This window comes from Streptomyces sp. NPDC021012, from assembly GCF_044333355.1.
Classification (GTDB): domain Bacteria; phylum Actinomycetota; class Actinomycetes; order Streptomycetales; family Streptomycetaceae; genus Streptomyces.
The window spans coordinates 599,032-617,895 of record NZ_JBIRQU010000002.1 but is presented as its reverse complement, the minus strand read 5'-3'; the positions used below and the strand labels follow the sequence as shown (position 1 = coordinate 617,895).

Genomic DNA, 18,864 nt, shown 5'->3' with positions numbered 1-18,864 from the left:
GTGTGAAGGGTCAGTCCACGGCGGGCAGGGCGCGGAGCGCGGCCCGTGCCTCGGCCATGAGGCGGTCGACCAGTTCGGCGCAGGACGGCAGGTCGTCGATCAGGCCCGCGACCTGCCCGGAGGCCATCACGCCCAGATCGGTGCGGCCGTCGACCATGGACGCCTTGAGCAGCATCGGGGTGTTGGCCGCCAGCAGGATCTGGCTCCAGGTCAGGTCCTTGCCGTGCTTCATGGCCAGGCCGTCCCGGACCATCTGCGGCCAGCTCATGCCGGACTCGCGCCGGAAGGCCGCCGCGTGCCGGACCGCGCGAAGGAGCGAGGAGGTCCGGCCCGAGCGCTCCAGCGCGTCGACGAGCTCCGTGCGCAGCATCCGGTGCGGCAGTCCGTCCACCTTCGTGGTGACGGTGACGTCCGTGACCGCCGCTTCGAGGTAGCGGGCCTTGACCGCGTCGGGGACGGTGCTGTCGGAGGTGAGCAGGAAGCGGGTGCCCATGGCGATTCCGGCGGCGCCGTAGGCCAGGGCCGCGACCAGGCCGCGTCCGTCGTGGAAGCCGCCGGCCGCGACGACCGGGATGTCCACGGCGTCCACGACCTGCGGGAGCAGGACGGTGGTGGCGACGCTGCCGGTGTGGCCGCCGCCCTCCCCGCCCTGCACGATCACCGCGTCGGCGCCCCAGGCCGCGACCTTCTCGGCATGCCGCCTGGCCCCGATGGAGGGGATGACGACGACCCCCGCGTCCTTGAGCCGGGCGATCAGCTCGCGGGACGGGGCGAGCGCGAAGGAGGCGACCTTCACGCCCTCGTCGATGATGATCCGCACGCGCTCGGCCGCGTCCCCGGCGTCCGCGCGCAGGTTCACGCCGAACGGCGCGTCCGTACGGGACTTCACCTCGCGCACCGCCGAGCGGAGCTGGTCGACGGTCATCGTCGCCGAGGCGAGGATCCCGAGCGCCCCGGCGTCGGCCGTGGCCGAGACCAGGCGGGGACCGGCCACCCATCCCATGCCGGTCTGCACGACGGGGTGGCGCACCCCGACGAGTTCGGTGAGCGGCGTCGCGAGGGTGGCGTCGCTCATGAGGGGACCTCCCGGTCGCGCAGCCCCTTCGGGTCGATCTCCTCGCGGATCAGCCGGAGTTCCTCGGCGGTGGGCTCGCGGGTGTACGGCACCTCGTCGGGCACGGTCAGCGCGAAGCCGGTGGCCGCCAGGACCTCCTCGACCGTGACGCCGGGGTGCAGCGAGCGCAGCCGCATGGTGCGGTCCGGGGTCTCGAAGTCGAAGACGCCGAGGTCGCTGATGACGTCCGGGAGCCGGTGGAAGCGGGTCGCGGAGGGGCCGGCGGCGGCCGCCCGGTCGTAGCCGACGCCGGAGACCATGTCGACCCGCTCGACGAAGACGCGCGTCGAGTGCTTGGGGACCCAGTAACTGGTCGGGTTGTTCAGGGTGTTGACCGGTGCGCCGCGCACGCCGAGGAGCTGGCGCTTCGGCCGCGCCCAGTCGCCGATGCAGCTGATGTTCTGGTTGCCGTACCGGTCGAGCTGGCTCGCGCCCATCATCACGTGCCGGCGCCCGGTGGAGACCAGGGCCAGGTGCTGCCGGTACGGCAGCCAGCCCTCCACCACCCGGGGCGCCGCGCCGACCGCCGGCACGTCGGCGACGAGGAGCGCCTCCCCGTCGGTCAGCAGCAGGTCGGGGGAGAAGGTGAGCTTCGCGAGGCGGGCGCCGATCATCGGGACGGTGCCCATGGGGCTGGCCAGGACCTCGCCCGCGTCCCGCCACGCCTCGGCGCAGGCGACGACGCAGTACTCGGCCCGCGTCGCGTTCGTCAGGGTGCCGCTCACGCTTCCTCCTTCTGGAAGGCCGCGACCGCGGCCTGGTAGGCGTCCTCGTCGCCGGACAGGAACCGGGCGGTGAACTCCCGCCAGGCCTCCGGGTCCTTGGCCGCCTTGACGTAGGCGCGCTGGAAGGCCTCGTCCCGGTCGTAGTCGGGGGCGCAGGAGGTGAAGTGCGCGCCGTTCGGGGTCTCGACGACTCCGTCGACGAACGCGCGCTTGAGCAGCAGCGACTGCGGCCCCGCGTCCTTGAGCAGCTCCGAGGTCTCCACGATCCGCTCGCAGGAGACGTACGCGGCGTCCGCGGCCTCGCAGAACAGGTCGTCGAAGTACGGGTCGGGGCCCAGGTACTGGCCGTTGCCCTGCGCGTCGGCGCGGTTGAGGTGGACGAGCGCGGCGTCCAGGTGCAGGGCGGGCACGGCGACGAGCTCCTCGCGGTCGTCGTACGGGGACGTGACCGTCCGCAGCGAGGGGTTGACGGTCATCACGTCCGAGGCGAGCCCGGCCCGGATGGGCATGAACGGCAGCCGGTGCACGGCAGCGGTCAGGCCCCACATGACCATCGCCTCGTCCAGCTCCACCAGTTCGAAGTCACCGCGCTGCCGGGCCGCGCCGAAGTGCGGCTCCAGCGGTATGGAGTCGAGGGTGGCGAAGGCCGCGACCAGCTTGCGGATCTTCCCGGCCGCGGCGAGCAGCCCGACGTCCGGGCCGCCGTACGAGACCACGGTCAGATCGGTGAGGTCGGAGCGCAGCAGCGCCCGGACCAGCGCCATCGGCTTGCGCCGCGAGCCCCAGCCGCCGATGCCGATGGTCATCCCGCTGCGGAGGCGGCCCACGACCTCCTCGGCGGTCATCGTCTTGTCCCTGCTCACGACTGCTGCTCCTTGTCCTCGCCGGAGGTGTCTTCCTTGCCGAAGGCGTCGCGGACCCGGTCGGCGACGCCGCTGAGGTTGGCCTCGAAGGTGAAGCCCTGCTCGAAGCGGTAGCTGCGGTGGACGTCCACCGGGTCGATGCCGTTGATCGCGGCCTTGGCGAGCCGGATCAGCTGTCCGTCCTTGGCGGCGATCTCCCGCGCGAGTGCGAGCGCCGCGTCGAGCAGCCGCTCGCGCGGGACGACCCGCCAGACCGAGCCGTGCCGGTGCAGCTCCTCGGCGGTGACCGTGCGCGAGGTGTAGTACAGGGCCCGCATCAGCTGCTGCGGGACGAGCCGGGCCAGGTGCGTGGCCGCGCCGAGCGCGCCCCGGTCCAGCTCGGGCAGGCCGAAGGTCGCGTCCTCGGAGGCGACGATCGCGTCGGCGTTGCCGACCAGGCCGATGCCGCCGCCGAGGCAGAAGCCGTGCACGGCGGCGATCACCGGCACCTCGCAGTCGTAGACGGCGGCGAAGGCCTCGTAACAGCCGCGGTTGGCGCCCAGGAGGGCGTCGTGCCCGGCCGTGCGCTGGATCTCCTTGATGTCGACGCCGGCGTTGAAGCCGCGGCCCTCCGCGGTGAGCACGACGCAGCGCACCTCGGGATCGGCTCCGGCGGTGCGGACCGCGGCGGCGAGGTCGTACCAGCCCTGTACGGGGAGGGCGTTGACCGGGGGGAAGTCGACGGTGACGACGGCGATGCCCTTGTCCGGGGCGGAGGTGGAGACACCCATGAGCAGATCAGCTACCTTTCCACCAAACGTTTGTTAGGTGGAAGATAGCAGCGGTTCGCGCGCTGCGGGAGGTGTCCCTTGCCAGTCACCATCGATCTGACGGGTTCGGTGGCCGTCGTCACCGGCGGCACGCGGGGCGTCGGCGCCGGGATCGCCAGAGCCCTGCTCGACGCCGGCGCGGAGGTCGTGACCTGCGCGCGCCGGGCCCCGGAGAAGCCCGTCGGGGCGGGCGGGCGCACGGCCCGCTTCCACCCCGTCGACCTGCGCGACCCGGCCGCCGTCGCGGACTTCTTCGCCGGGGTCCGCGACGAGCACGGCAGGCTGGACGTCCTGGTCAACAACGCGGGCGGAACCCCGTTCCGGATGCTCGGCGAGGGGAGCGCCGAGCAGCAGGCACGCGTCCTCGAACTGAACCTCGTCGCCCCGCTGACCGCCTCCCTCGCCGCGTACGAGGTGATGCGCCATCAGCCCGGCGGCGGCTCGATCATCATGATCGGCAGCGTCAGCGGCACCCGCCCCTCACCGGGCAGCGCCGCCTACGGGGCCGCCAAGGCGGGTCTGGACAACCTCGCCCGCTCCATGGCCGTCGAATGGGCACCGCGGGTACGCGTCAACACGCTCGTCCCCGGCATGGTGCGCACCGAACTCTCCCACCTGCACTACGGGGACGAGGACGGCGTCGCCTCCGTCGGCCGCACCGTGCCCCTCGGCCGGCTCGCCGAGCCCGAGGACATCGGCGACGCCTGCGTCTTCCTCGCCTCCGACCGGGCCGCGTACATCACCGGCGCCAGCCTGCTCGTGCACGGAGGCGGGGAGCGCCCGGCCTTCCTGGACGCGGCCACGGTCAACCACTGAACCCCCTCTCCCTCCCCCGATCCCTCACCGAAAGGCTCACACCATGACCGGACTGTGCAACGGACGCGTCGTCATCGTCACCGGGGCGGGCCGCGGGCTCGGCCGCGCCCACGCGCTCGCCTTCGCCGCCGAGGGCGCCAAGGTCGTCGTCAACGACCTCGGCGTCGGCCTCGACGGCACCGGGGGCGGCGCCGGGCCCGCCCAGCAGGTCGTCGACGAGATCATCGCGGCGGGCGGCGAGGCGGTCGCCCACGGCGGCGACATCGCGACGACGGAAGGCGCGGCCTCCCTCGTCACCACGGCCCTCGACGCCTTCGGCCGCCTCGACACCCTCGTCAACAACGCCGGCTTCCTGCGCGACCGCATGCTCGTCAACCTCGACGAGGACGACTGGGACGCCGTCATGCGCGTCCACCTCAAGGGCCACTTCCTGCCCCTCAAGCACGCCGCCGCGCACTGGCGGGCGGAGTCCAAGGCGGGCCGCGAGCCGATCGCGCGGGTCATCAACACCAGCTCCGGCGCGGGCCTGCTCGGCAGCGTCGGCCAGGGCAACTACGCGGCGGCCAAGGCCGGCATCGTCGGCCTGACCCTCGTCTCCGCGGCGGAGATGGGCCGCTACGGCGTCCAGGTCAACGCGATCGCCCCCGCCGCCCGCACCCGCATGACCGAGCAGACCTTCGCCGAGACGATGGCCGCGCCCTCGGGCACCGCCTTCGACGCCATGGCCCCCGAGAACGTCTCCCCCCTCGTCGTCTGGCTCGGCTCCGCCGCCTCCGCCGGCGTCACCGGCCGCGTCTTCGAGGCCGAAGCGGGCCGCATCACCGTGATGGAGGGCTGGCGCCCCGGCCCCACCGCCGACAAGGGCGCCCGCTGGACCCCGGCAGAGGCCGGCGAGACGACCCTGAAGCTCCTGTCCTCCTCCGAGCCCCCGCAGCCGGTGTACGGCGCCCGCTGACGCCGCCGCACGATCCCCACCCCGGCCGGACGGCGCCCTGAGCGGGCGGGCCCGGCCGGGTTTCCCGCTCAGCGGGAGCGGGCGCTCACGGGGCGCGGCGGCACCGGCCTAGCCTCGCCGGACAGCCGCAACCGCCCGCAGGAGGGACCCGCCATGCTCACGGACCGCCAGAGAGAAGAGGCGGCCGAGCTGCTCCGCTGCGCCGAAGAGGACGTCGTGCCGATCGCCCCGCTGACCGAGGCGTTTCCGGGGATCGACACCGAGGACGCGTACGAGATCCAGCTCGTCAACATCCGGCACAGGATCGCGGCCGGGGCGGAGGTGCGGGGTCACAAGGTCGGCCTGTCGTCGCCGGTCATGCAGCGGATGATGGGCGTGGACGAGCCGGACTACGGTCATCTGCTCCAGGAGATGGAGCTGAGGTCCGACCTCCCCGTCCGCGCCGCCCGCTACTGCCACCCCCGCATCGAGGTCGAGGTCGGCTTCGTCCTCGGGGACGACCTGCCGGGCGAGGGCTGCACCCCGGCGGACGTCCTCGCGGCCACCGAACGCGTCGTGCCCGCCCTGGAGCTGATCGACAGCAGGATCCGCGACTGGCGGATCACCATCGCCGACACGATCGCGGACAACGCCTCCTCCGCCGGATACGTCATCGGGGAGGGGCGGGACCCCCGCGAGCTCGACCTCGGGGCCATCGACGCCCGGCTGAGCAGCGGCGGCGAGCTCCTCGCCGAGGGGCGCAGCGACGCCGTGCTCGGCGATCCGGCCGTCTCCGTCGCCTGGCTGGCCCGTACCGTCGCCCGCTTCGGCGTGCCCCTGAAGAAGGGGCACGTGGTGCTGCCCGGCTCGTGCACCCGGGCCGTCGACGTGACGGCCGGGGCGACCTTCACCGCCGAGTTCGGCGGCCTCGGCTCCGTCTCCCTCTCGTTCATCTGAGGTGATCATGACCATCAAGACAAAGGCGACCGCCGCCATCGTCGGCTCCGGCAACATCGGCACCGACCTGCTGTACAAGCTCCTCCGCTCCGAGCACGTCGAACCCCGCTGGATGATCGGCGTCGACCCCGCCAGCGAGGGCCTCGCCCGCGCCGCCCGCGCCGGCCTGGAGGCCAGCCACGAGGGCGTCGACCGGCTCCTCGCCCAGGACGAGAAGCCCGACATCGTCTTCGAGGCCACCAGCGCCTACGTCCACCGGGCCAACGCCCCCCGCTACGCCGAACTCGGCATCAAGGCGGTCGACCTCACGCCCGCGGCCGTCGGGCCCGCCGTCGTACCGCCCGCCAACCTCCGCGAGCACCTCGACAAGCCCAACGTCAACATGATCACCTGCGGCGGACAGGCCACCATCCCCATGGTGTACGCGGTCTCCCGCGTCGTCCCCGTCGCGTACGCCGAGATCGTCGCCTCCGTGGCCTCCGTCTCGGCCGGCCCCGGAACCCGCGCGAACATCGACGAGTTCACCCGCACCACCTCGCGCGGCATCGAGACCATCGGCGGCGCCGAGCGCGGCAAGGCCATCATCATCCTCAACCCGGCCGAGCCGCCCGTCATCATGCGCGACACCGTCTTCTGCGCCGTCCCCGAGGACGCCGACCGGGACGCCATCGCCCTCTCCGTCAAGGAGATCGCCGAGCAGGTCGCCACGTACGTCCCCGGCTACCGGCTGCGCGCCGAGCCGCAGTTCGACGACCCGAGCCCTTCGAACGGCGGGACGGCCCGCGTCGCGATCTTCCTGGAGGTGGAGGGCGCCGGCGACTACCTGCCGCCCTACGCCGGAAACCTCGACATCATGACGGCCGCCGCCACCAAGGTCGGCGAGGAGTTCGCCAAGGCGATCCTCGCCCCCTAGGGGGCACCTTGCCGATCAGGCCGGGCTCGCGGCGGCCGGCACCGCGCCTCGCCGCGTCGTCGTCGGTCGCCATGGCTCCGCCCTTGTCTCCCTCCTCCGCCTTGCGATGCCGGCACCGGCCGCCGCTCCCCGATCCGGCCTGATCGACAAGGCACCCCCTAGCGCAAGGAGCACCCCCATGCCCTACTCGGACACCCTCGACATCCGGATCACCGACTCCTCGCTGCGCGACGGCTCGCACGCCAAGCGCCACCAGTTCACCGCCGAGGACGTACGGTCGGTCGTCGCCGCCCTCGACGACGCCGGCGTCCCGGTCATCGAGGTGACGCACGGCGACGGACTCGGCGGATCCTCCTTCAACTACGGCTTCTCCAAGACCCCTGAGCAGGAACTCATCAAGGTCGCCGTCGACACCGCGCGGCAGGCGCGGATCGCCTTCCTCATGCTTCCCGGGCTCGGCGTCAAGGACGACATCCGGGCCGCCCACGGCAACGGCGCGGACATCTGCCGCATCGCCACCCACTGCACCGAGGCCGACATCGCCGACCAGCACTTCGGACTCGCCCGCGAGAGGGGCCTGGAGACCGTCGGCTTCCTGATGATGGCCCACTCCACCACCCCCGAGAAGCTGGCCCGGCAGGGCCGCGTCATGGCCGACGCGGGCTGCCAGTGCGTGTACGTGGTCGACTCCGCCGGCGCCATGGTCATGGACGACGTCACCGACCGGGTCGAGGCCCTGGTCGCCGAACTCGGCGGCGACGCCCAGGTCGGCTTCCACGGCCACGAGAACCTGGCCCTCGGCACCGGCAACTCCATCGCCGCCGTCAAGGCCGGAGCCCTCCAGATCGACGGCTCCACCCGCCGGCTCGGCGCCGGCGCGGGCAACACCGCCGTCGAGGCCCTCGTCGCCGTCTGCGCCAAGATGGGCATCCGCACCGGCATCGACGTCCTGAAGATCATCGACGCGGCCGAGGACGTCGTCCGCCCCGTCATGGACGAGGAGTGCAAGCTCGACCGCCTCGCCCTGCTCATGGGCCACGCCGGCGTCTACTCCAGCTTCCTCAAGCACGCCTACCGGCAGGCCGAGCGCTACGGGGTCTCCGGCGCCGAGATCCTCCTGCGCGCCGGTGAACGCCGCCTCGTGGGCGGCCAGGAGGACCAGCTCATCGACATCGCCGTCGAACTCGCCGCACAGAACTGAACCCACGGAAACCAGGAGGGACGAGATGACTGCTCTCAACGACGAGGTCAGAATCATCGACACCGGCAGGCCGCCCGCGCGCTTCGCCCGCGGCTGGCACTGCCTCGGCCTCGCCGACGGCTTCAAGGACGGACAGCCGCACGAGATCGAGGCCTTCGGCACCAAGCTGGTGGTCTTCCAGGGGCAGGACGACGGACAGCTGCACGTCCTGAACGCCTACTGTCCCCACATGGGCGGCAACCTCGCCCAGGGCACCGTCAAGGGCGACGCCGTCGCCTGCCCCTTCCACGACTGGCGCTGGTCGGGCGACGGACGCTGCGCCGGCATCCCGTACGCCCGCCGCGTCCCGCCCCGCGCCAGGACCCGCGCCTGGACCTCCCTGGAGCGGAACAAGCAGCTCTTCGTCTGGAACGACCCCGAGGGCAACCCGCCGCCCCCCGAGGTCACCGTCCCCGAGATCGCCGGCGTCCACGGCCCCGAAGCCGACCAGTGGAGCGACTGGACCTGGAAGACCCTCCGCGTCGAGGGCGCCAACTGCCGCGAGATCGTCGACAACGTCGTGGACATGGCGCACTTCTACTACGTCCACTACGCGTTCCCCGAGTACTTCAAGAACGTCTTCGACGGGCACGTCGCCACCCAGTACATGGAGAGCAGCCCCCGCGGCGACATGGAACTGGGCACCCTCAGCTCCGGCCGCCTGCGCTCCGACGCCTCCTACTTCGGCCCCTCCTACATGATCGACCACCTCTACAGCGACGTCGGCGGCGGCGCGGAGATGGAGATCGTCCTCATCAACTGCCACTACCCGATCGACGAGAACAGCTTCCTGCTCCAGTACGGGGCGATCGTGAAGCGGCTCCCCGGGATGACGGACGAACAGGCCGCCGAGGCCGCACGGCTCACCGCCGAGGGCGCCACCGTCGGCTTCGAGCAGGACGTCGAGATCTGGAGGAACAAGACCCGGATCGACAACCCCCTGCTCACCGAGGAGGACGGACCCGTCTACCAACTGCGGCGCTGGTACGAGCAGTTCTACGTCGACGTCGCCGACGTCAAGGACGAGATGACCCGCCGCTTCGAGTTCGAGATCGACACCCAGCGCGCCAACGCCGCGTGGCGCGCCGAGGTCGAGGAGAACCTCGCGCGCCGCGCGGCGGAGACGGAAACCGGAGCCTGACATGCGAGCGGTGGAGTGCGCGGCCTGTGGCAACCAGGTCCTGTGCGAGAAGTTCAGCGTCGCCCACACCTCCGTGCAGTGGACGGCCGACGCTGCCGTCGCCTGCGCGGAGTTCCGCGACCGGGTGACCCCCGGCGGGACCACCGCGCGGATGCGGACCTGCCGGGCCCTGCGGGCGAGCATCGACCGCGCGGTCGAGGACGGCAGTCTGACGGTGAGCACCCTGGAGCCCCCGGAGGCCCTCGATGCCTGAGCCCACGACCGGCTCCCGCACCCACCGGCTGCGCGTCGTCGAGGTCATCGCCGAGACGGCCGACGCGCACTCCCTGGTGCTCCAGGCGCCACCGGAGAGCGCGGACCGCTTCGCGTACCGCCCCGGGCAGTTCCTCACCCTGAAACTGCCCGGAGCGGACGGGAGTCCGGCCGCCCGCTGCTACTCCCTCGCCAGCTCGCCCCACACCGGCGAGCCCCTGAAGATCACCGTCAAGCGGGTCGCCGGAGGGCACGGCTCCAACTGGGTCTGCGACCGGCTCGCGGCCGGGGACGAACTGGAGGTGCTGCCCCCGGCCGGCACCTTCACCCCCGACTCCCTCGACGGCGACCTGCTGCTCGTCGCCGGGGGGAGCGGCATCACCCCCGTCCTGTCGATCGCCAAATCGGTCCTGGTCGGGGGCCGGGGGCGGGTCGTGCTGCTGTACGCCAACCGCGACGAGTCCTCGGTCATCTTCCGCGACGAGCTGAGGGAGCTGACCGAGGACCACCCGGACCGGCTGCTCGTGATCCACTGGCTGGAGTCGCTCCAGGGCCTGCCCGTCGTGGAACCGCTGGCCGCCTCGCTCGCGCCGTACGCCGACCGCGAGGCCTTCGTCTGCGGCCCGCAGCCGCTCATGGACGCCGTCGAACAGGCCCTGCGGACGCTCGGCGCCTCCGGCGACCGCATCCACCGGGAACGGTTCTTCTCGTTGGGCACGGACGTCTTCGACGCCCCGGCGGTGCCGGTGGACGCGGCGGGGGAGGGCGGGGCCACGGCCGAGGTCGAACTCGACGGCGAGACCCGCACGGTCGCCTGGCCGTCGACGGCGCCGCTGCTCGACGTGCTCCTGGCCGCGGGCGTGGACGCCCCGTACTCCTGCCGGGAAGGCGCATGCAGCGCCTGCACCTGCCGGGTCGTGGCGGGCGAGGTCAAGATGCTCCGCAACGAGGTCCTGGACGACCAGGACATCGCCGAGGGATACGTCCTGGCCTGCCAGGCCCTCCCGCTCGGCGACCGGATCGAGATCACCTACTCCTGACGCTTCCGACGAGGAGACCGCCATGTCCCGAACCTGCCTGGTCACCGGAGCCGCCTCCGGCATCGGCGAGGCCACCACGACCCTGCTGCGGAAGCGGGGCCACACCGTCATCGCCGCCGACCTCACCGAAGGCGACATCCGCGCCGACCTGTCCACGCCCGAAGGCCGGGCCGCACTCGTCGCCCGGGCCCGCGAGCTGACCGGCGGCCGTCTCGACGCCGTCGTCTCGTGCGCGGGCGTCGCCCGTTTCGACCCGCTCACGATCAAGGTCAACCACTTCGGGGCCGTGGCCACGCTCGAAGGCCTGCGCCCGCTCCTCGCGGCCGGCACCGACCCGCGGGCCGTGGTCGTGGGCTCCGTCGACTCCGTCCACCCGACGGACCCCGCGATCGTGGACGCCGCGCTCGCCGGGGACGAGACGGCGGCGGTGGCCGCCTCCAGGGCGGCCGTCGACCGCGGCGAGGGACACCTCGTCTACTCCTCGTCGAAGGCGTCGGTCTCCCGCTGGGTCCGCCGCGCCGCCCCCACCGACGCGTGGGCCGGCGCGGGCGTCCCGCTCAACGCCGTGGCCCCCGGCGTGGTCGTCACACCCCTGACCCGGCCCCTGCTCGACGACCCGGAGATGCGGGGACTCGTCGAGCGGAGCGTGCCCATGCCCCTGCACGGCCACGCCCGCCCCGAGCAGATCGCCCCGCTCATCGCGTGGCTGGCCTCGCCCGAGAACGCCCTGGTGACCGGGCAGGTCGTCTTCGCCGACGGGGGCGCGGACGCGGTCCTGCGCGGCGACCGCACCTGGTGACGACCTGAACGAGGACACCAGGGCAAGACCCGTAGGGGCACCCGCACGGGTGCCCCTACTCCTGCCTCGCCTTGCATCCCGTACCCCTACCGAGGAGACCCCCGTGGACCCCCGTACGCTCGAACGCTCCGCCGTCCTCCCGGCCACCCCCGACGCCGTGTGGGCGGTCGTCGGAGACTTCGGCGCCCTCGCCGACTGGCACCCCCAGGTGCCGCCGTCCACCCTGGAGGACGGCGGCGACCCCGCCGTCCCCGGCGCCGTCCGGGTCTTCGCCGTCGACGGCGTGCCCGTCGCCAGGGAGCGCCTGCTCGACCGCGACCCGGCCGGCCGCTCGTACCGCTACACCCTCCTCGACCCCGTCGTGCTCCCGGTCCGCGACTACGTGGCGACGCTCGCCGTGCGTCCGCACCCCGACGGTGCCGAGGTCCGCTGGTCCGCCGCCTACCTGAGCGCGGACGACGTCGTCCCCCGGGTGGAGGCGGTCTTCGGGGACGGCACCTACGGCACCGGTCTCGCGGCCCTGCGGGCGCGCTTCACATCCAGTCGCTGAACCGCAGCCAGGCCATCATGTTGTCCATCGAGGGCTGCGCGAGCCCCGAGGAGGGCCCGCCGCCGGCCGACCGGTCCCGCTTCTCCGACTGACGGCCCGGCCCGAACATCGACTGCCACACCGACCGCGCGCAGCCGCGCACGGCCGGGGCGAGCCGCTCCATCTCCCGGTGGACACCGTGGCCGCTCACCGAGACCGCCGCGATCGCCCGGCCGGCCCCGCGCAGCGGGGCCGCCACGCAGAAGACCCCCCGGTACCCCTCCTCGTGGTCGAAGGCCACGCCGCGCTCCCGCGTCATCGCCAGCTCACGGCGGAAGGACTCGGGGCGGGTCAGGGTGCGCGGGGTGCGCGGCCGCAGCCCGTCCCGGATCACCCGCTCCACCGGCCCCGCGTCGCCGAAGGCCAGGATCGCCTTGCCCGAGGCCGTGCAGTACGCCGGCTGCCGGCCGCCCATGCGCGAGGGCACGACGGAATCGTCCGAGCCGCCGATCCGCTCCAGATAGACCACCTCGGAGCCGTCGAGCACGGTCAGGTGCACCAGATGGCCGGTGGACTCGTGCAGCGCGTGCAGATGGGGCAGGGCGGCCCGGCGGAGCCGGTTGTGGTGCGAGGCCATGGCCCCGAGCTCCAACATGCCCATGCCCAGCCGGTAGTCGCGGCCCTCGCGCTCCAACCAGCGCAGCTGCACCAGCTGGTCCAGGATGCGGTGCGCGGAGGAGCGGCGGATGCCCGAGCGCTGCACGACCTCGGTGAGGGTGAGCCGGGGCCCCGCGCTCTCGAAGGCGCTCAACACCTTCGCAGCCTTCTCCAGCAGGGACAGCGGCGCCATCCCGGCCTCGACAGCCTCGACAGCACTGGTCGTCATCGGCACCTCCCACACGGACAGCACAGCCGATCGACCCCTGGCTGGGTCCGTAATCTCCGGTATTGCGTGGAGATTGCCAGAGGATGACGGGAGCTGGGAAGAGGGAGTTCCGTCTCGGAACAGTAACGCGTAGGTTCCCTGTCGTCACGGCAGGACGAGACCGGATTCCGAGAGGGGCACCCATGCGCGACGAGGACGTCCTCACGGCGGTCCGCGCCCTCGCCCCCGCCCTGCGGGAGCGCGCGGCCCAGGCGGAGGCGCTGCGCCGGGTGCCCGACGCCTCCGTCGAGGAACTGGAGGACACCGGCTTCTTCCAGCTGCTCCGGCCCCGGGCGTACGGCGGACTCGCCGCCGACCCGGCCGTCTTCTACGCCGCCGTGCACGAGATCGCCAAGGCGTGCGGCTCGACCGGCTGGGCGGCCTCGGTCCTCGGCGTCCACCCCTGGTACGTGGCCCAGTTCGACCCGCGGGCGCAGGAGGAGGTCTGGGGCGCGGACCGCTCCACCCGGATCTGCTCCTCCCACGCCCCCACCGGGAAGGTCGCCGTCGTCGACGGCGGATACCGGCTCTCCGGCCGCTGGCACTTCTCCGCGGGCTCCGACCACGCCCGCTGGGCGCTCCTCGGCGGCGTCGTCGACGACCACGAGGGCCGCCCGGTCGACATGCTGACCTTCCTGGTGCCGCGCGCCGATTACCGCGTCGACGACGTGTGGGACACGGTCGGCCTGCGCGGCAGCGGCAGCAACGACGTCGTCGTCGAGGACGCCTTCGTCCCCGCCCACCGGGCGCTCGGCTACGGCCCGGTGACCGTGCTGCGCTGCCCCGGCCACGAGATCCACCCCGAACCGCTGTACCGGCTGCCGTACGCGGCCGTCTTCACCACCGCCATCTCCACCGCGATGGTCGGCATCGCCGAAGGCGCCCACGAGGACCAGGTCGCCGCCGCCCGCGAGCGCCTCGGGGCCCCGCACGGCCGCCGGGCCGCCGAGGACCCCTTCGCCCAGGTCCGCATCGCCCGCGCCGCCGGCGAGATCGACGCCGCCAGGCTGCAGCTCGCCCGCAACATGGCCGAGCTGTACGCCCTCGCGCGCGACGGCGCGGACATCCCCATGGAGCTGCGCGCCCGCGCCCGCCGCGACCAGGCCCTCGCCACCGAACGCGCCCTCACCGCCGTCGACCTGCTCATGGAGAACGCCGGCCGCGGACCGCTCCACGTCGGCGACGACGTCCTCCAGCGCGCCTGGCGCGACCTGCACACCGGCCGCGGCCAGGCCGCCAACGACGTGGACCGGGCGCTCGTCCTCTACGCCCAGGACGCCCTCGGCATGGACGTCCACGACCCCATGCTCTGACCCCGAGAGCCCTTCCCCGGGCGGGTTCCCGCTCAGTGGGAGCAGCGCATTTCGCTGCCGTACGGCACGCCGTACGGTCCTGGCATTCCCCCACCACGACCCGAAAGGGGATGCCCCATGGCCGATGACGTCCTGGCAGCGATCCGTGACCTCGCCCCCGCCCTGCGCGACCGCGCGGCCGAGGCGGAGGCGCTGCGCCGCGTGCCCGACACCTCCGTCAAGGAACTGGAGGACACCGGCTTCTTCCAGCTGCTCCAGCCCAAGGCCTTCGGCGGCCGCGCGGCCGACCCGGTGGTCTTCTACTCGGCGGTCAAGGAGATCGCCAAGGCCTGCGGATCGACCGGCTGGGTCGCCTCCGTGGTCGGCGTCCACCCCTGGCACGTCGCCCTCTTCGACCCCCGCGCCCAGCAGGAGGTGTGGGGCCAGGACCCCAAGACCCGCATCGCCTCCTCGTACGCCCCCACCGGCAAGGCCACCGCCACCGGCGGCGGCTTCCGGCTCTCCGGCCGCTGGCACTTCTCCTCCGGCTGCGACCACGCCCGCTGGGCGCTCCTCGGCTGCCTCGTCACCGACGGCGAGGGCAACCCGGTCGACATGCGCACCTTCCTGATCCCCCGGTCCGACTACCGGATCGACGACGTCTGGGACACCGTCGGCCTGCGCGGCACCGGCAGCAACGACGTCGTCGTCGAGGACGTCTTCGTCCCCGAGCACCGCGCCCTGAGCTTCGGCCCCGTCACCGCCCTGAGCGTGCCCGGCCACGAGACCAACCCCGAGCCGCTCTACCGGCTGCCGTACGCCGGCGTGTTCACCACCACCATCTCCACCCCGATCGTCGGCATCGCCGAGGGCGCCTTCGACTCGTACGCCGAGGCCACCCGGAAGCGGTTCCGCGTCTCGTACGGGCAGAAGGTCGCCGAGGACCCCTTCGCGCAGGTCCGGATCGCCCGCGCCGCCAGCGACATCGACGCGAGCTGGCTGCAACTGACCCGCAACATCGGCGAGATGTACGCCCTCGCCGAGCGCGGCGAGGAGATCCCGATGGAGCTGCGCACCCGCACCCGCCGCGACCAGGTCCTCGCCACCGAACGCTCGGTCGCGGCCGTCGACCTGCTGATGGAGAACTCCGGCGGCAGCGCCATGCGCACCGGCCCCGGCCCCGTCCAGCGCGCCTGGCGCGACGCCCACACCGGTCGCGGCCACGCCGCCAACGACCCCGAGCGGGCCCTCGTCATGTACGGGCAGAGCGCGCTCGGCATCGACATCCAAGACACCATGGCCTGAGAGGCGGAGACGATGGCAGAGCTCACCCACGCGTCGACCTCCCGCACCGCCAAGGCGGCCGGCCTCACCCTCCACTACCACGAGGCCGCACCCGACGGGCCGTCCGAGGCCCCCGTCGTCATCATGCTCCACGGCGGCGGCCCCGGAGCCTCCGGCTGGAGCAACTTCGGCCGCAACCTCCCCGTGTTCGCCGAGCACTTCCGCACGCTCCTTGTCGACCAGCCCTGCTTCGGCCGCTCCGACAAGCCGGAGCTCGACAAGGACTACTTCAGCTACAGCGCGGACGCCGTCGCCGCCCTCATGGACGAACTCGGCATCGAACGGGCGCACTTCATCGGCAACTCCCTCGGCGGCGGCACCTCCGTCCGCATCGCCCTGAACCACCCGGACAAGGTCGGCAAGCTCCTCCTGATGGGCCCCGGCGGGGTCTCCGTGAACCTCTTCGCCCCCGACCCGACCGAGGGCATCAAGCGGCTCTTCGAGTTCAACGCCTCGCCCGAGCCCACCCGGGAGCAGATGCGCGCCTTCCTCGGGGTCATGGCCCACGACCAGTCGATCGTCACCGACGAACTCGTCGAGGAACGCTTCGCCTCCGCCACCGACCCCGACACCCGGCTCGGCAGCGCCCGCATGGGTGCCTCCTTCGCGAACCCCGCCTGGGCCCGGGACACGATGCTCTGGCGCGAGGCCCACCGGATCACCCAGCCGGTGCTGCTCACCTGGGGCCGCGAGGACCGCGTGAACCCCCTCGACGGCGCCTTCGTCGCCCTCAAGACCATCCCCGACGCGCGCCTGCACGTCTTCCCGCACTGCGGCCACTGGGCCCAGACCGAGCGGGCCGACGAGTTCAACCGCCTCGCCGTCGACTTCTTCTCCCACTGAGAACCTTCACAGAAGAGGTGCACACCATGGACATCCGTGCTCTCGGCTACCTGCGCCTGGAGACCACCACCCTGGACGAGTGGCGGCGTTACGCGCTCGACGTCCTCGGCATGGTGGAGGCGACCGGCACCACCGAGGACACCCTCTGCCTCCGCCTGGACGACCGCGCCCACCGCATCGTCATCCAGGCCGGCGAGAGCGACCGGCTCCTCGCGGCCGGCTGGGAGGTGGCGAACGCCGCCGCGCTCGCCCGCGCCGCCGAGGAGCTGGAGGCGGCCGGCGTCGCCGTCAAGGCCGCCGACCCCGCCGAACTCGCCGAGCGCCGCGTCCAGGGCCTGATCCACGTCACGGACCCCGGCGGCAACCCCCTGGAGATCTACTGGGGCCAGGCCCAGGACCACACCGCGCTCGGCACCCCGTATGGCAACCGCTTCGTCACCGGGACCCCCGCAGGGGAGGAGTTGGGCCTCGGCCACGTCGTCCTCCCGGTGCCGGACATCGAGGCCGCGCTCGACTTCTACGAGAACCTGCTCGGCTTCCAGCTGCGCGACTCGATGAAGCTGCCCCCGCAGGCCGTCCCGACCGCCACCGAGCAGCGGGACTTCCACTGGATGCACTTCCTCAGCCCCAACCGCCGCCACCACAGCCTCGGCCTCTACCCCGGCGCCCTGCCCCCCGGCATCGTGCACTTCATGGTGGAGCTGGAGACCCTCGACGACGTGGGCCGCGGCCTCGACCGCATGCAGGAGGCGGGCATCCCCATCGCCTCCAGCCTCGGCCGCCACACCAACGACCGCATGGTCTCCTTCTACGCCCAGGCCCCCGGCGGCTTCCAGGTCGAGTACGGCTGGGACGGCCTCGTCGTCGACCCCGCCACCTGGGTCGCGAAGGAGATCACCGCCGACAGCTTCTGGGGCCACCGGTGGAACGGCTGATCCCGCCGTCCGAGTTCCGGGACGTCCTGGGCCGCTTCGCCAGCGGCATCACGGTGGTGGCGACGCTCGACGCCGACACCCTGGAACCGGTCGGATTCGCCTGCCAGTCCTTCGCCTCGCTCTCCCTCGACCCCCCGCTGGTCATGCTGGCCGTCGGCAGGAACTCCACCAGCTGGCCGAGGATCGAGCGGTCGGGCCGCTTCTGCGTCAACATCCTCGCCGAGGACCAGCAGGCCACCTGCGCCGCGCTGGGCCGCAGCGGCCCCGACAAGTTCGCCGGGATCCCCTGGAGCGCGGGCGAGCACGGCACCGTGCGCGTCGACGGGGCCCTCGCCCACGTGGAGTGCGAGCTCGACGCCGTGTACGAGGCCGGGGACCACTACCTGGTCACCGCGCAGGTGGTGGCGCTCGACGCGGGCGAGGACGGCCGGCCGCTGCTGTTCTTCCGCAGCCGCTACGCCGTGGGCGCGTTCTGATGCCCCTCGACGTCGAGAAGGCGCTCTCCGCGCCGCCGGTGCGCACCGAGGTCGGGTGGGACGAGCGCGACGTGCGGCTCTACCACCTGGCGCTCGGCGCGGGCGTTCCCGAGACCGACCCGCGCGAACTGCGCTACGTGTACGAGGGACACGAGCGGGGCCTCCAGGTCCTGCCCACCTTCGGCGTCGTCGCGGGCGGCGCCGGCGGCGTCGGCTTCCAGGTCTTCGACCTGCCGGGAGTCGACATCGACCTGGCGAAGGTGCTCCACGGCGGCCAGGAGATCGAGGTGCACCGCCCGCTGCCCACCGCCGCCCGCGCCACCGCGGTCACCCGGGCCACGGCCGTGTACGACAAGGGCAAGGCCGCCGTCATCGTCCAGGAGTCCACCCTCCTCGGCGAGGACGGCGAGCCCCTCCTCACCCAGCGCAACCAGATCTTCGCGCACGGCGAGGGAGGCTTCGGCGGCGACCGCGGCCCCTCCGAACGCCTCCCCGCGCCCGACCGCGCCCCCGATCTGGTGACCGAGATCCCCACGCTCCGTCAGCAGGCCCTGCTCTACCGGCTCACCGGGGACTGGAACCCGCTGCACGCCGACCCCGCCACCGCCCGCCGTGCCGGCCACGACCGCCCCATCCTGCACGGGCTCTGCTCCTTCGGGATGGCGGTCAAGGCGGTCACCGACCGCCTCCTCGGCGGCGACGCGAACGCCGTCGCCTCCTGCCGCACCCGCTTCGCCGGGGTCTTCTTCCCCGGCGAGACCCTGCGGCTGCGCGTCTGGGACACCTCCGACGGCTACCGCCTGACGGCCACGGCGGCGGACCGCGAGGACGCGCCGGTCCTCACCGACGCGCGGATCAGCGTCCGTTGAACCGACGCGCGGATCACCGCGCGCGATGACTCGGCGGCCGGGGCGGAG

Annotated in this window: 21 protein-coding genes; 16 read left to right on the top strand and 5 right to left on the bottom strand. The window is 73.0% G+C overall.

Annotated elements, in window-relative coordinates; all coding sequences use genetic code 11:
- Positions 1 to 10: 10 nt before the first annotated feature.
- The 4 genes from ACH4TP_RS08165 to ACH4TP_RS08150 are packed head-to-tail and all read right to left on the bottom strand — an operon-like array spanning position 11 to position 3,472.
- Positions 11 to 1,075 (bottom strand): NAD(P)H-dependent flavin oxidoreductase, encoded by a 1,065-nt coding sequence (locus ACH4TP_RS08165; protein WP_389224764.1) that lies wholly within the window; start codon positions 1,073 to 1,075, stop codon positions 11 to 13.
- Complete coding sequence (locus tag ACH4TP_RS08160; protein ID WP_398179220.1) at positions 1,072 to 1,839, bottom strand: CoA-transferase subunit beta; 768 nt, start codon at positions 1,837 to 1,839, stop codon at positions 1,072 to 1,074. The genes ACH4TP_RS08165 and ACH4TP_RS08160 overlap by 4 nt, the downstream gene beginning before the upstream one ends.
- Complete coding sequence (locus ACH4TP_RS08155) at positions 1,836 to 2,684, bottom strand: CoA transferase subunit A (RefSeq protein WP_398180740.1); 849 nt, start codon at positions 2,682 to 2,684, stop codon at positions 1,836 to 1,838. Before ACH4TP_RS08155 ends, ACH4TP_RS08160 begins: the two co-directional genes overlap by 4 nt.
- Positions 2,685 to 2,698: 14 nt before the next feature.
- On the bottom strand, positions 2,699 to 3,472 hold the full coding sequence (locus ACH4TP_RS08150) for an enoyl-CoA hydratase family protein (protein ID WP_398436472.1): 774 nt from the start codon (positions 3,470 to 3,472) through the stop codon (positions 2,699 to 2,701).
- Between the two features lie 78 nt (positions 3,473 to 3,550).
- Here ACH4TP_RS08150 and ACH4TP_RS08145 point away from each other — a divergent pair, with 78 nt between their 5' ends.
- From ACH4TP_RS08145 to ACH4TP_RS08100, 10 genes are all read left to right on the top strand, one after another.
- Positions 3,551 to 4,327, top strand: coding sequence for an SDR family oxidoreductase (locus ACH4TP_RS08145; protein ID WP_398179226.1), 777 nt, complete (start codon positions 3,551 to 3,553; stop codon positions 4,325 to 4,327).
- Positions 4,328 to 4,370: 43 nt separating this feature from the next.
- Complete coding sequence (locus tag ACH4TP_RS08140; protein ID WP_389224772.1) at positions 4,371 to 5,282, top strand: SDR family oxidoreductase; 912 nt, start codon at positions 4,371 to 4,373, stop codon at positions 5,280 to 5,282.
- A 153-nt stretch (positions 5,283 to 5,435) separates the two neighbouring features.
- Positions 5,436 to 6,218: a 2-keto-4-pentenoate hydratase gene (locus ACH4TP_RS08135; protein ID WP_398436469.1), complete on the top strand. Its 783-nt coding sequence runs from the start codon at positions 5,436 to 5,438 to the stop codon at positions 6,216 to 6,218.
- 7 nt (positions 6,219 to 6,225) lie between these two features.
- Positions 6,226 to 7,131, top strand: coding sequence for an acetaldehyde dehydrogenase (acetylating) (locus tag ACH4TP_RS08130; protein WP_389224776.1), 906 nt, complete (start codon positions 6,226 to 6,228; stop codon positions 7,129 to 7,131).
- Positions 7,132 to 7,309: 178 nt separating this feature from the next.
- Positions 7,310 to 8,332, top strand: a complete 1,023-nt coding sequence (gene dmpG, locus ACH4TP_RS08125) for a 4-hydroxy-2-oxovalerate aldolase (RefSeq protein WP_389224778.1) — start codon at positions 7,310 to 7,312, stop codon at positions 8,330 to 8,332.
- 25 nt (positions 8,333 to 8,357) lie between these two features.
- Positions 8,358 to 9,512, top strand: a complete 1,155-nt coding sequence (locus ACH4TP_RS08120) for a Rieske 2Fe-2S domain-containing protein (RefSeq protein ID WP_398179233.1) — start codon at positions 8,358 to 8,360, stop codon at positions 9,510 to 9,512.
- A gap of 1 nt (position 9,513) precedes the next feature.
- Positions 9,514 to 9,765, top strand: coding sequence for a hypothetical protein (locus ACH4TP_RS08115; protein WP_398436467.1), 252 nt, complete (start codon positions 9,514 to 9,516; stop codon positions 9,763 to 9,765).
- Positions 9,758 to 10,804 carry a 2Fe-2S iron-sulfur cluster-binding protein gene (locus ACH4TP_RS08110; RefSeq protein WP_398436465.1) on the top strand — a complete coding sequence of 349 codons (1,047 nt, stop codon included), beginning with the start codon at positions 9,758 to 9,760 and terminating at the stop codon, positions 10,802 to 10,804. Before ACH4TP_RS08115 ends, ACH4TP_RS08110 begins: the two co-directional genes overlap by 8 nt.
- 22 nt (positions 10,805 to 10,826) lie before the next feature.
- Positions 10,827 to 11,603, top strand: coding sequence for an SDR family oxidoreductase (locus ACH4TP_RS08105; RefSeq protein WP_389224785.1), 777 nt, complete (start codon positions 10,827 to 10,829; stop codon positions 11,601 to 11,603).
- Positions 11,604 to 11,706: 103 nt separating this feature from the next.
- Positions 11,707 to 12,153: an SRPBCC family protein gene (locus ACH4TP_RS08100; RefSeq protein ID WP_398436464.1), complete on the top strand. Its 447-nt coding sequence runs from the start codon at positions 11,707 to 11,709 to the stop codon at positions 12,151 to 12,153.
- On the opposite strand, the gene ACH4TP_RS08095 is transcribed toward ACH4TP_RS08100, so the two are convergent.
- Positions 12,137 to 13,018: an IclR family transcriptional regulator gene (locus ACH4TP_RS08095; protein ID WP_398436462.1), complete on the bottom strand. Its 882-nt coding sequence runs from the start codon at positions 13,016 to 13,018 to the stop codon at positions 12,137 to 12,139. The genes ACH4TP_RS08100 and ACH4TP_RS08095 overlap by 17 nt on opposite strands.
- A gap of 182 nt (positions 13,019 to 13,200) precedes the next feature.
- Between ACH4TP_RS08095 and hsaA (ACH4TP_RS08090) the strand changes: the two genes are divergently transcribed.
- From hsaA (ACH4TP_RS08090) to ACH4TP_RS08065, 6 genes are all read left to right on the top strand, one after another.
- Positions 13,201 to 14,370: a 3-hydroxy-9,10-secoandrosta-1,3,5(10)-triene-9,17-dione monooxygenase oxygenase subunit gene (gene hsaA, locus ACH4TP_RS08090; protein WP_398436460.1), complete on the top strand. Its 1,170-nt coding sequence runs from the start codon at positions 13,201 to 13,203 to the stop codon at positions 14,368 to 14,370.
- A 117-nt stretch (positions 14,371 to 14,487) separates the two neighbouring features.
- Positions 14,488 to 15,654: a 3-hydroxy-9,10-secoandrosta-1,3,5(10)-triene-9,17-dione monooxygenase oxygenase subunit gene (gene hsaA, locus ACH4TP_RS08085; protein WP_398179248.1), complete on the top strand. Its 1,167-nt coding sequence runs from the start codon at positions 14,488 to 14,490 to the stop codon at positions 15,652 to 15,654.
- 12 nt (positions 15,655 to 15,666) lie between these two features.
- Positions 15,667 to 16,536, top strand: a complete 870-nt coding sequence (gene hsaD, locus ACH4TP_RS08080) for a 4,5:9,10-diseco-3-hydroxy-5,9,17-trioxoandrosta-1(10),2-diene-4-oate hydrolase (RefSeq protein WP_389224795.1) — start codon at positions 15,667 to 15,669, stop codon at positions 16,534 to 16,536.
- A 26-nt stretch (positions 16,537 to 16,562) separates the two neighbouring features.
- Positions 16,563 to 17,471 (top strand): VOC family protein, encoded by a 909-nt coding sequence (locus ACH4TP_RS08075; RefSeq protein WP_389224796.1) that lies wholly within the window; start codon positions 16,563 to 16,565, stop codon positions 17,469 to 17,471.
- Positions 17,459 to 17,947, top strand: coding sequence for a flavin reductase family protein (locus ACH4TP_RS08070; protein ID WP_398179252.1), 489 nt, complete (start codon positions 17,459 to 17,461; stop codon positions 17,945 to 17,947). Before ACH4TP_RS08075 ends, ACH4TP_RS08070 begins: the two co-directional genes overlap by 13 nt.
- On the top strand, positions 17,947 to 18,816 hold the full coding sequence (locus ACH4TP_RS08065; protein WP_398436458.1) for a MaoC/PaaZ C-terminal domain-containing protein: 870 nt from the start codon (positions 17,947 to 17,949) through the stop codon (positions 18,814 to 18,816). Before ACH4TP_RS08070 ends, ACH4TP_RS08065 begins: the two co-directional genes overlap by 1 nt.
- Positions 18,817 to 18,864: the final 48 nt, after the last annotated feature.

Bases quoted from the DNA above. Each gene is read 5' to 3' on its own strand.
- ACH4TP_RS08165 (WP_389224764.1), bottom strand. From the start codon at position 1,075: ATGAGCGACGCCACCCTCGCGACGCCGCTCACCGAACTCGTCGGGGTG.
- ACH4TP_RS08155 (WP_398180740.1), bottom strand. From the start codon at position 2,684: ATGACCGCCGAGGAGGTCGTGGGCCGCCTCCGCAGCGGGATGACCATC.
- ACH4TP_RS08150 (WP_398436472.1), bottom strand. From the start codon at position 3,472: ATGGGTGTCTCCACCTCCGCCCCGGACAAGGGCATCGCCGTCGTCACC.
- ACH4TP_RS08140 (WP_389224772.1), top strand. From the start codon at position 4,371: ATGACCGGACTGTGCAACGGACGCGTCGTCATCGTCACCGGGGCGGGC.
- ACH4TP_RS08135 (WP_398436469.1), top strand. From the start codon at position 5,436: ATGCTCACGGACCGCCAGAGAGAAGAGGCGGCCGAGCTGCTCCGCTGC.
- ACH4TP_RS08130 (WP_389224776.1), top strand. From the start codon at position 6,226: ATGACCATCAAGACAAAGGCGACCGCCGCCATCGTCGGCTCCGGCAAC.
- dmpG (WP_389224778.1), top strand. From the start codon at position 7,310: ATGCCCTACTCGGACACCCTCGACATCCGGATCACCGACTCCTCGCTG.
- ACH4TP_RS08120 (WP_398179233.1), top strand. From the start codon at position 8,358: ATGACTGCTCTCAACGACGAGGTCAGAATCATCGACACCGGCAGGCCG.
- ACH4TP_RS08115 (WP_398436467.1), top strand. From the start codon at position 9,514: ATGCGAGCGGTGGAGTGCGCGGCCTGTGGCAACCAGGTCCTGTGCGAG.
- ACH4TP_RS08110 (WP_398436465.1), top strand. From the start codon at position 9,758: ATGCCTGAGCCCACGACCGGCTCCCGCACCCACCGGCTGCGCGTCGTC.
- ACH4TP_RS08105 (WP_389224785.1), top strand. From the start codon at position 10,827: ATGTCCCGAACCTGCCTGGTCACCGGAGCCGCCTCCGGCATCGGCGAG.
- ACH4TP_RS08095 (WP_398436462.1), bottom strand. From the start codon at position 13,018: ATGACGACCAGTGCTGTCGAGGCTGTCGAGGCCGGGATGGCGCCGCTG.
- hsaA (WP_398436460.1), top strand. From the start codon at position 13,201: ATGCGCGACGAGGACGTCCTCACGGCGGTCCGCGCCCTCGCCCCCGCC.
- hsaA (WP_398179248.1), top strand. From the start codon at position 14,488: ATGGCCGATGACGTCCTGGCAGCGATCCGTGACCTCGCCCCCGCCCTG.
- hsaD (WP_389224795.1), top strand. From the start codon at position 15,667: ATGGCAGAGCTCACCCACGCGTCGACCTCCCGCACCGCCAAGGCGGCC.
- ACH4TP_RS08075 (WP_389224796.1), top strand. From the start codon at position 16,563: ATGGACATCCGTGCTCTCGGCTACCTGCGCCTGGAGACCACCACCCTG.
- ACH4TP_RS08065 (WP_398436458.1), top strand. From the start codon at position 17,947: ATGCCCCTCGACGTCGAGAAGGCGCTCTCCGCGCCGCCGGTGCGCACC.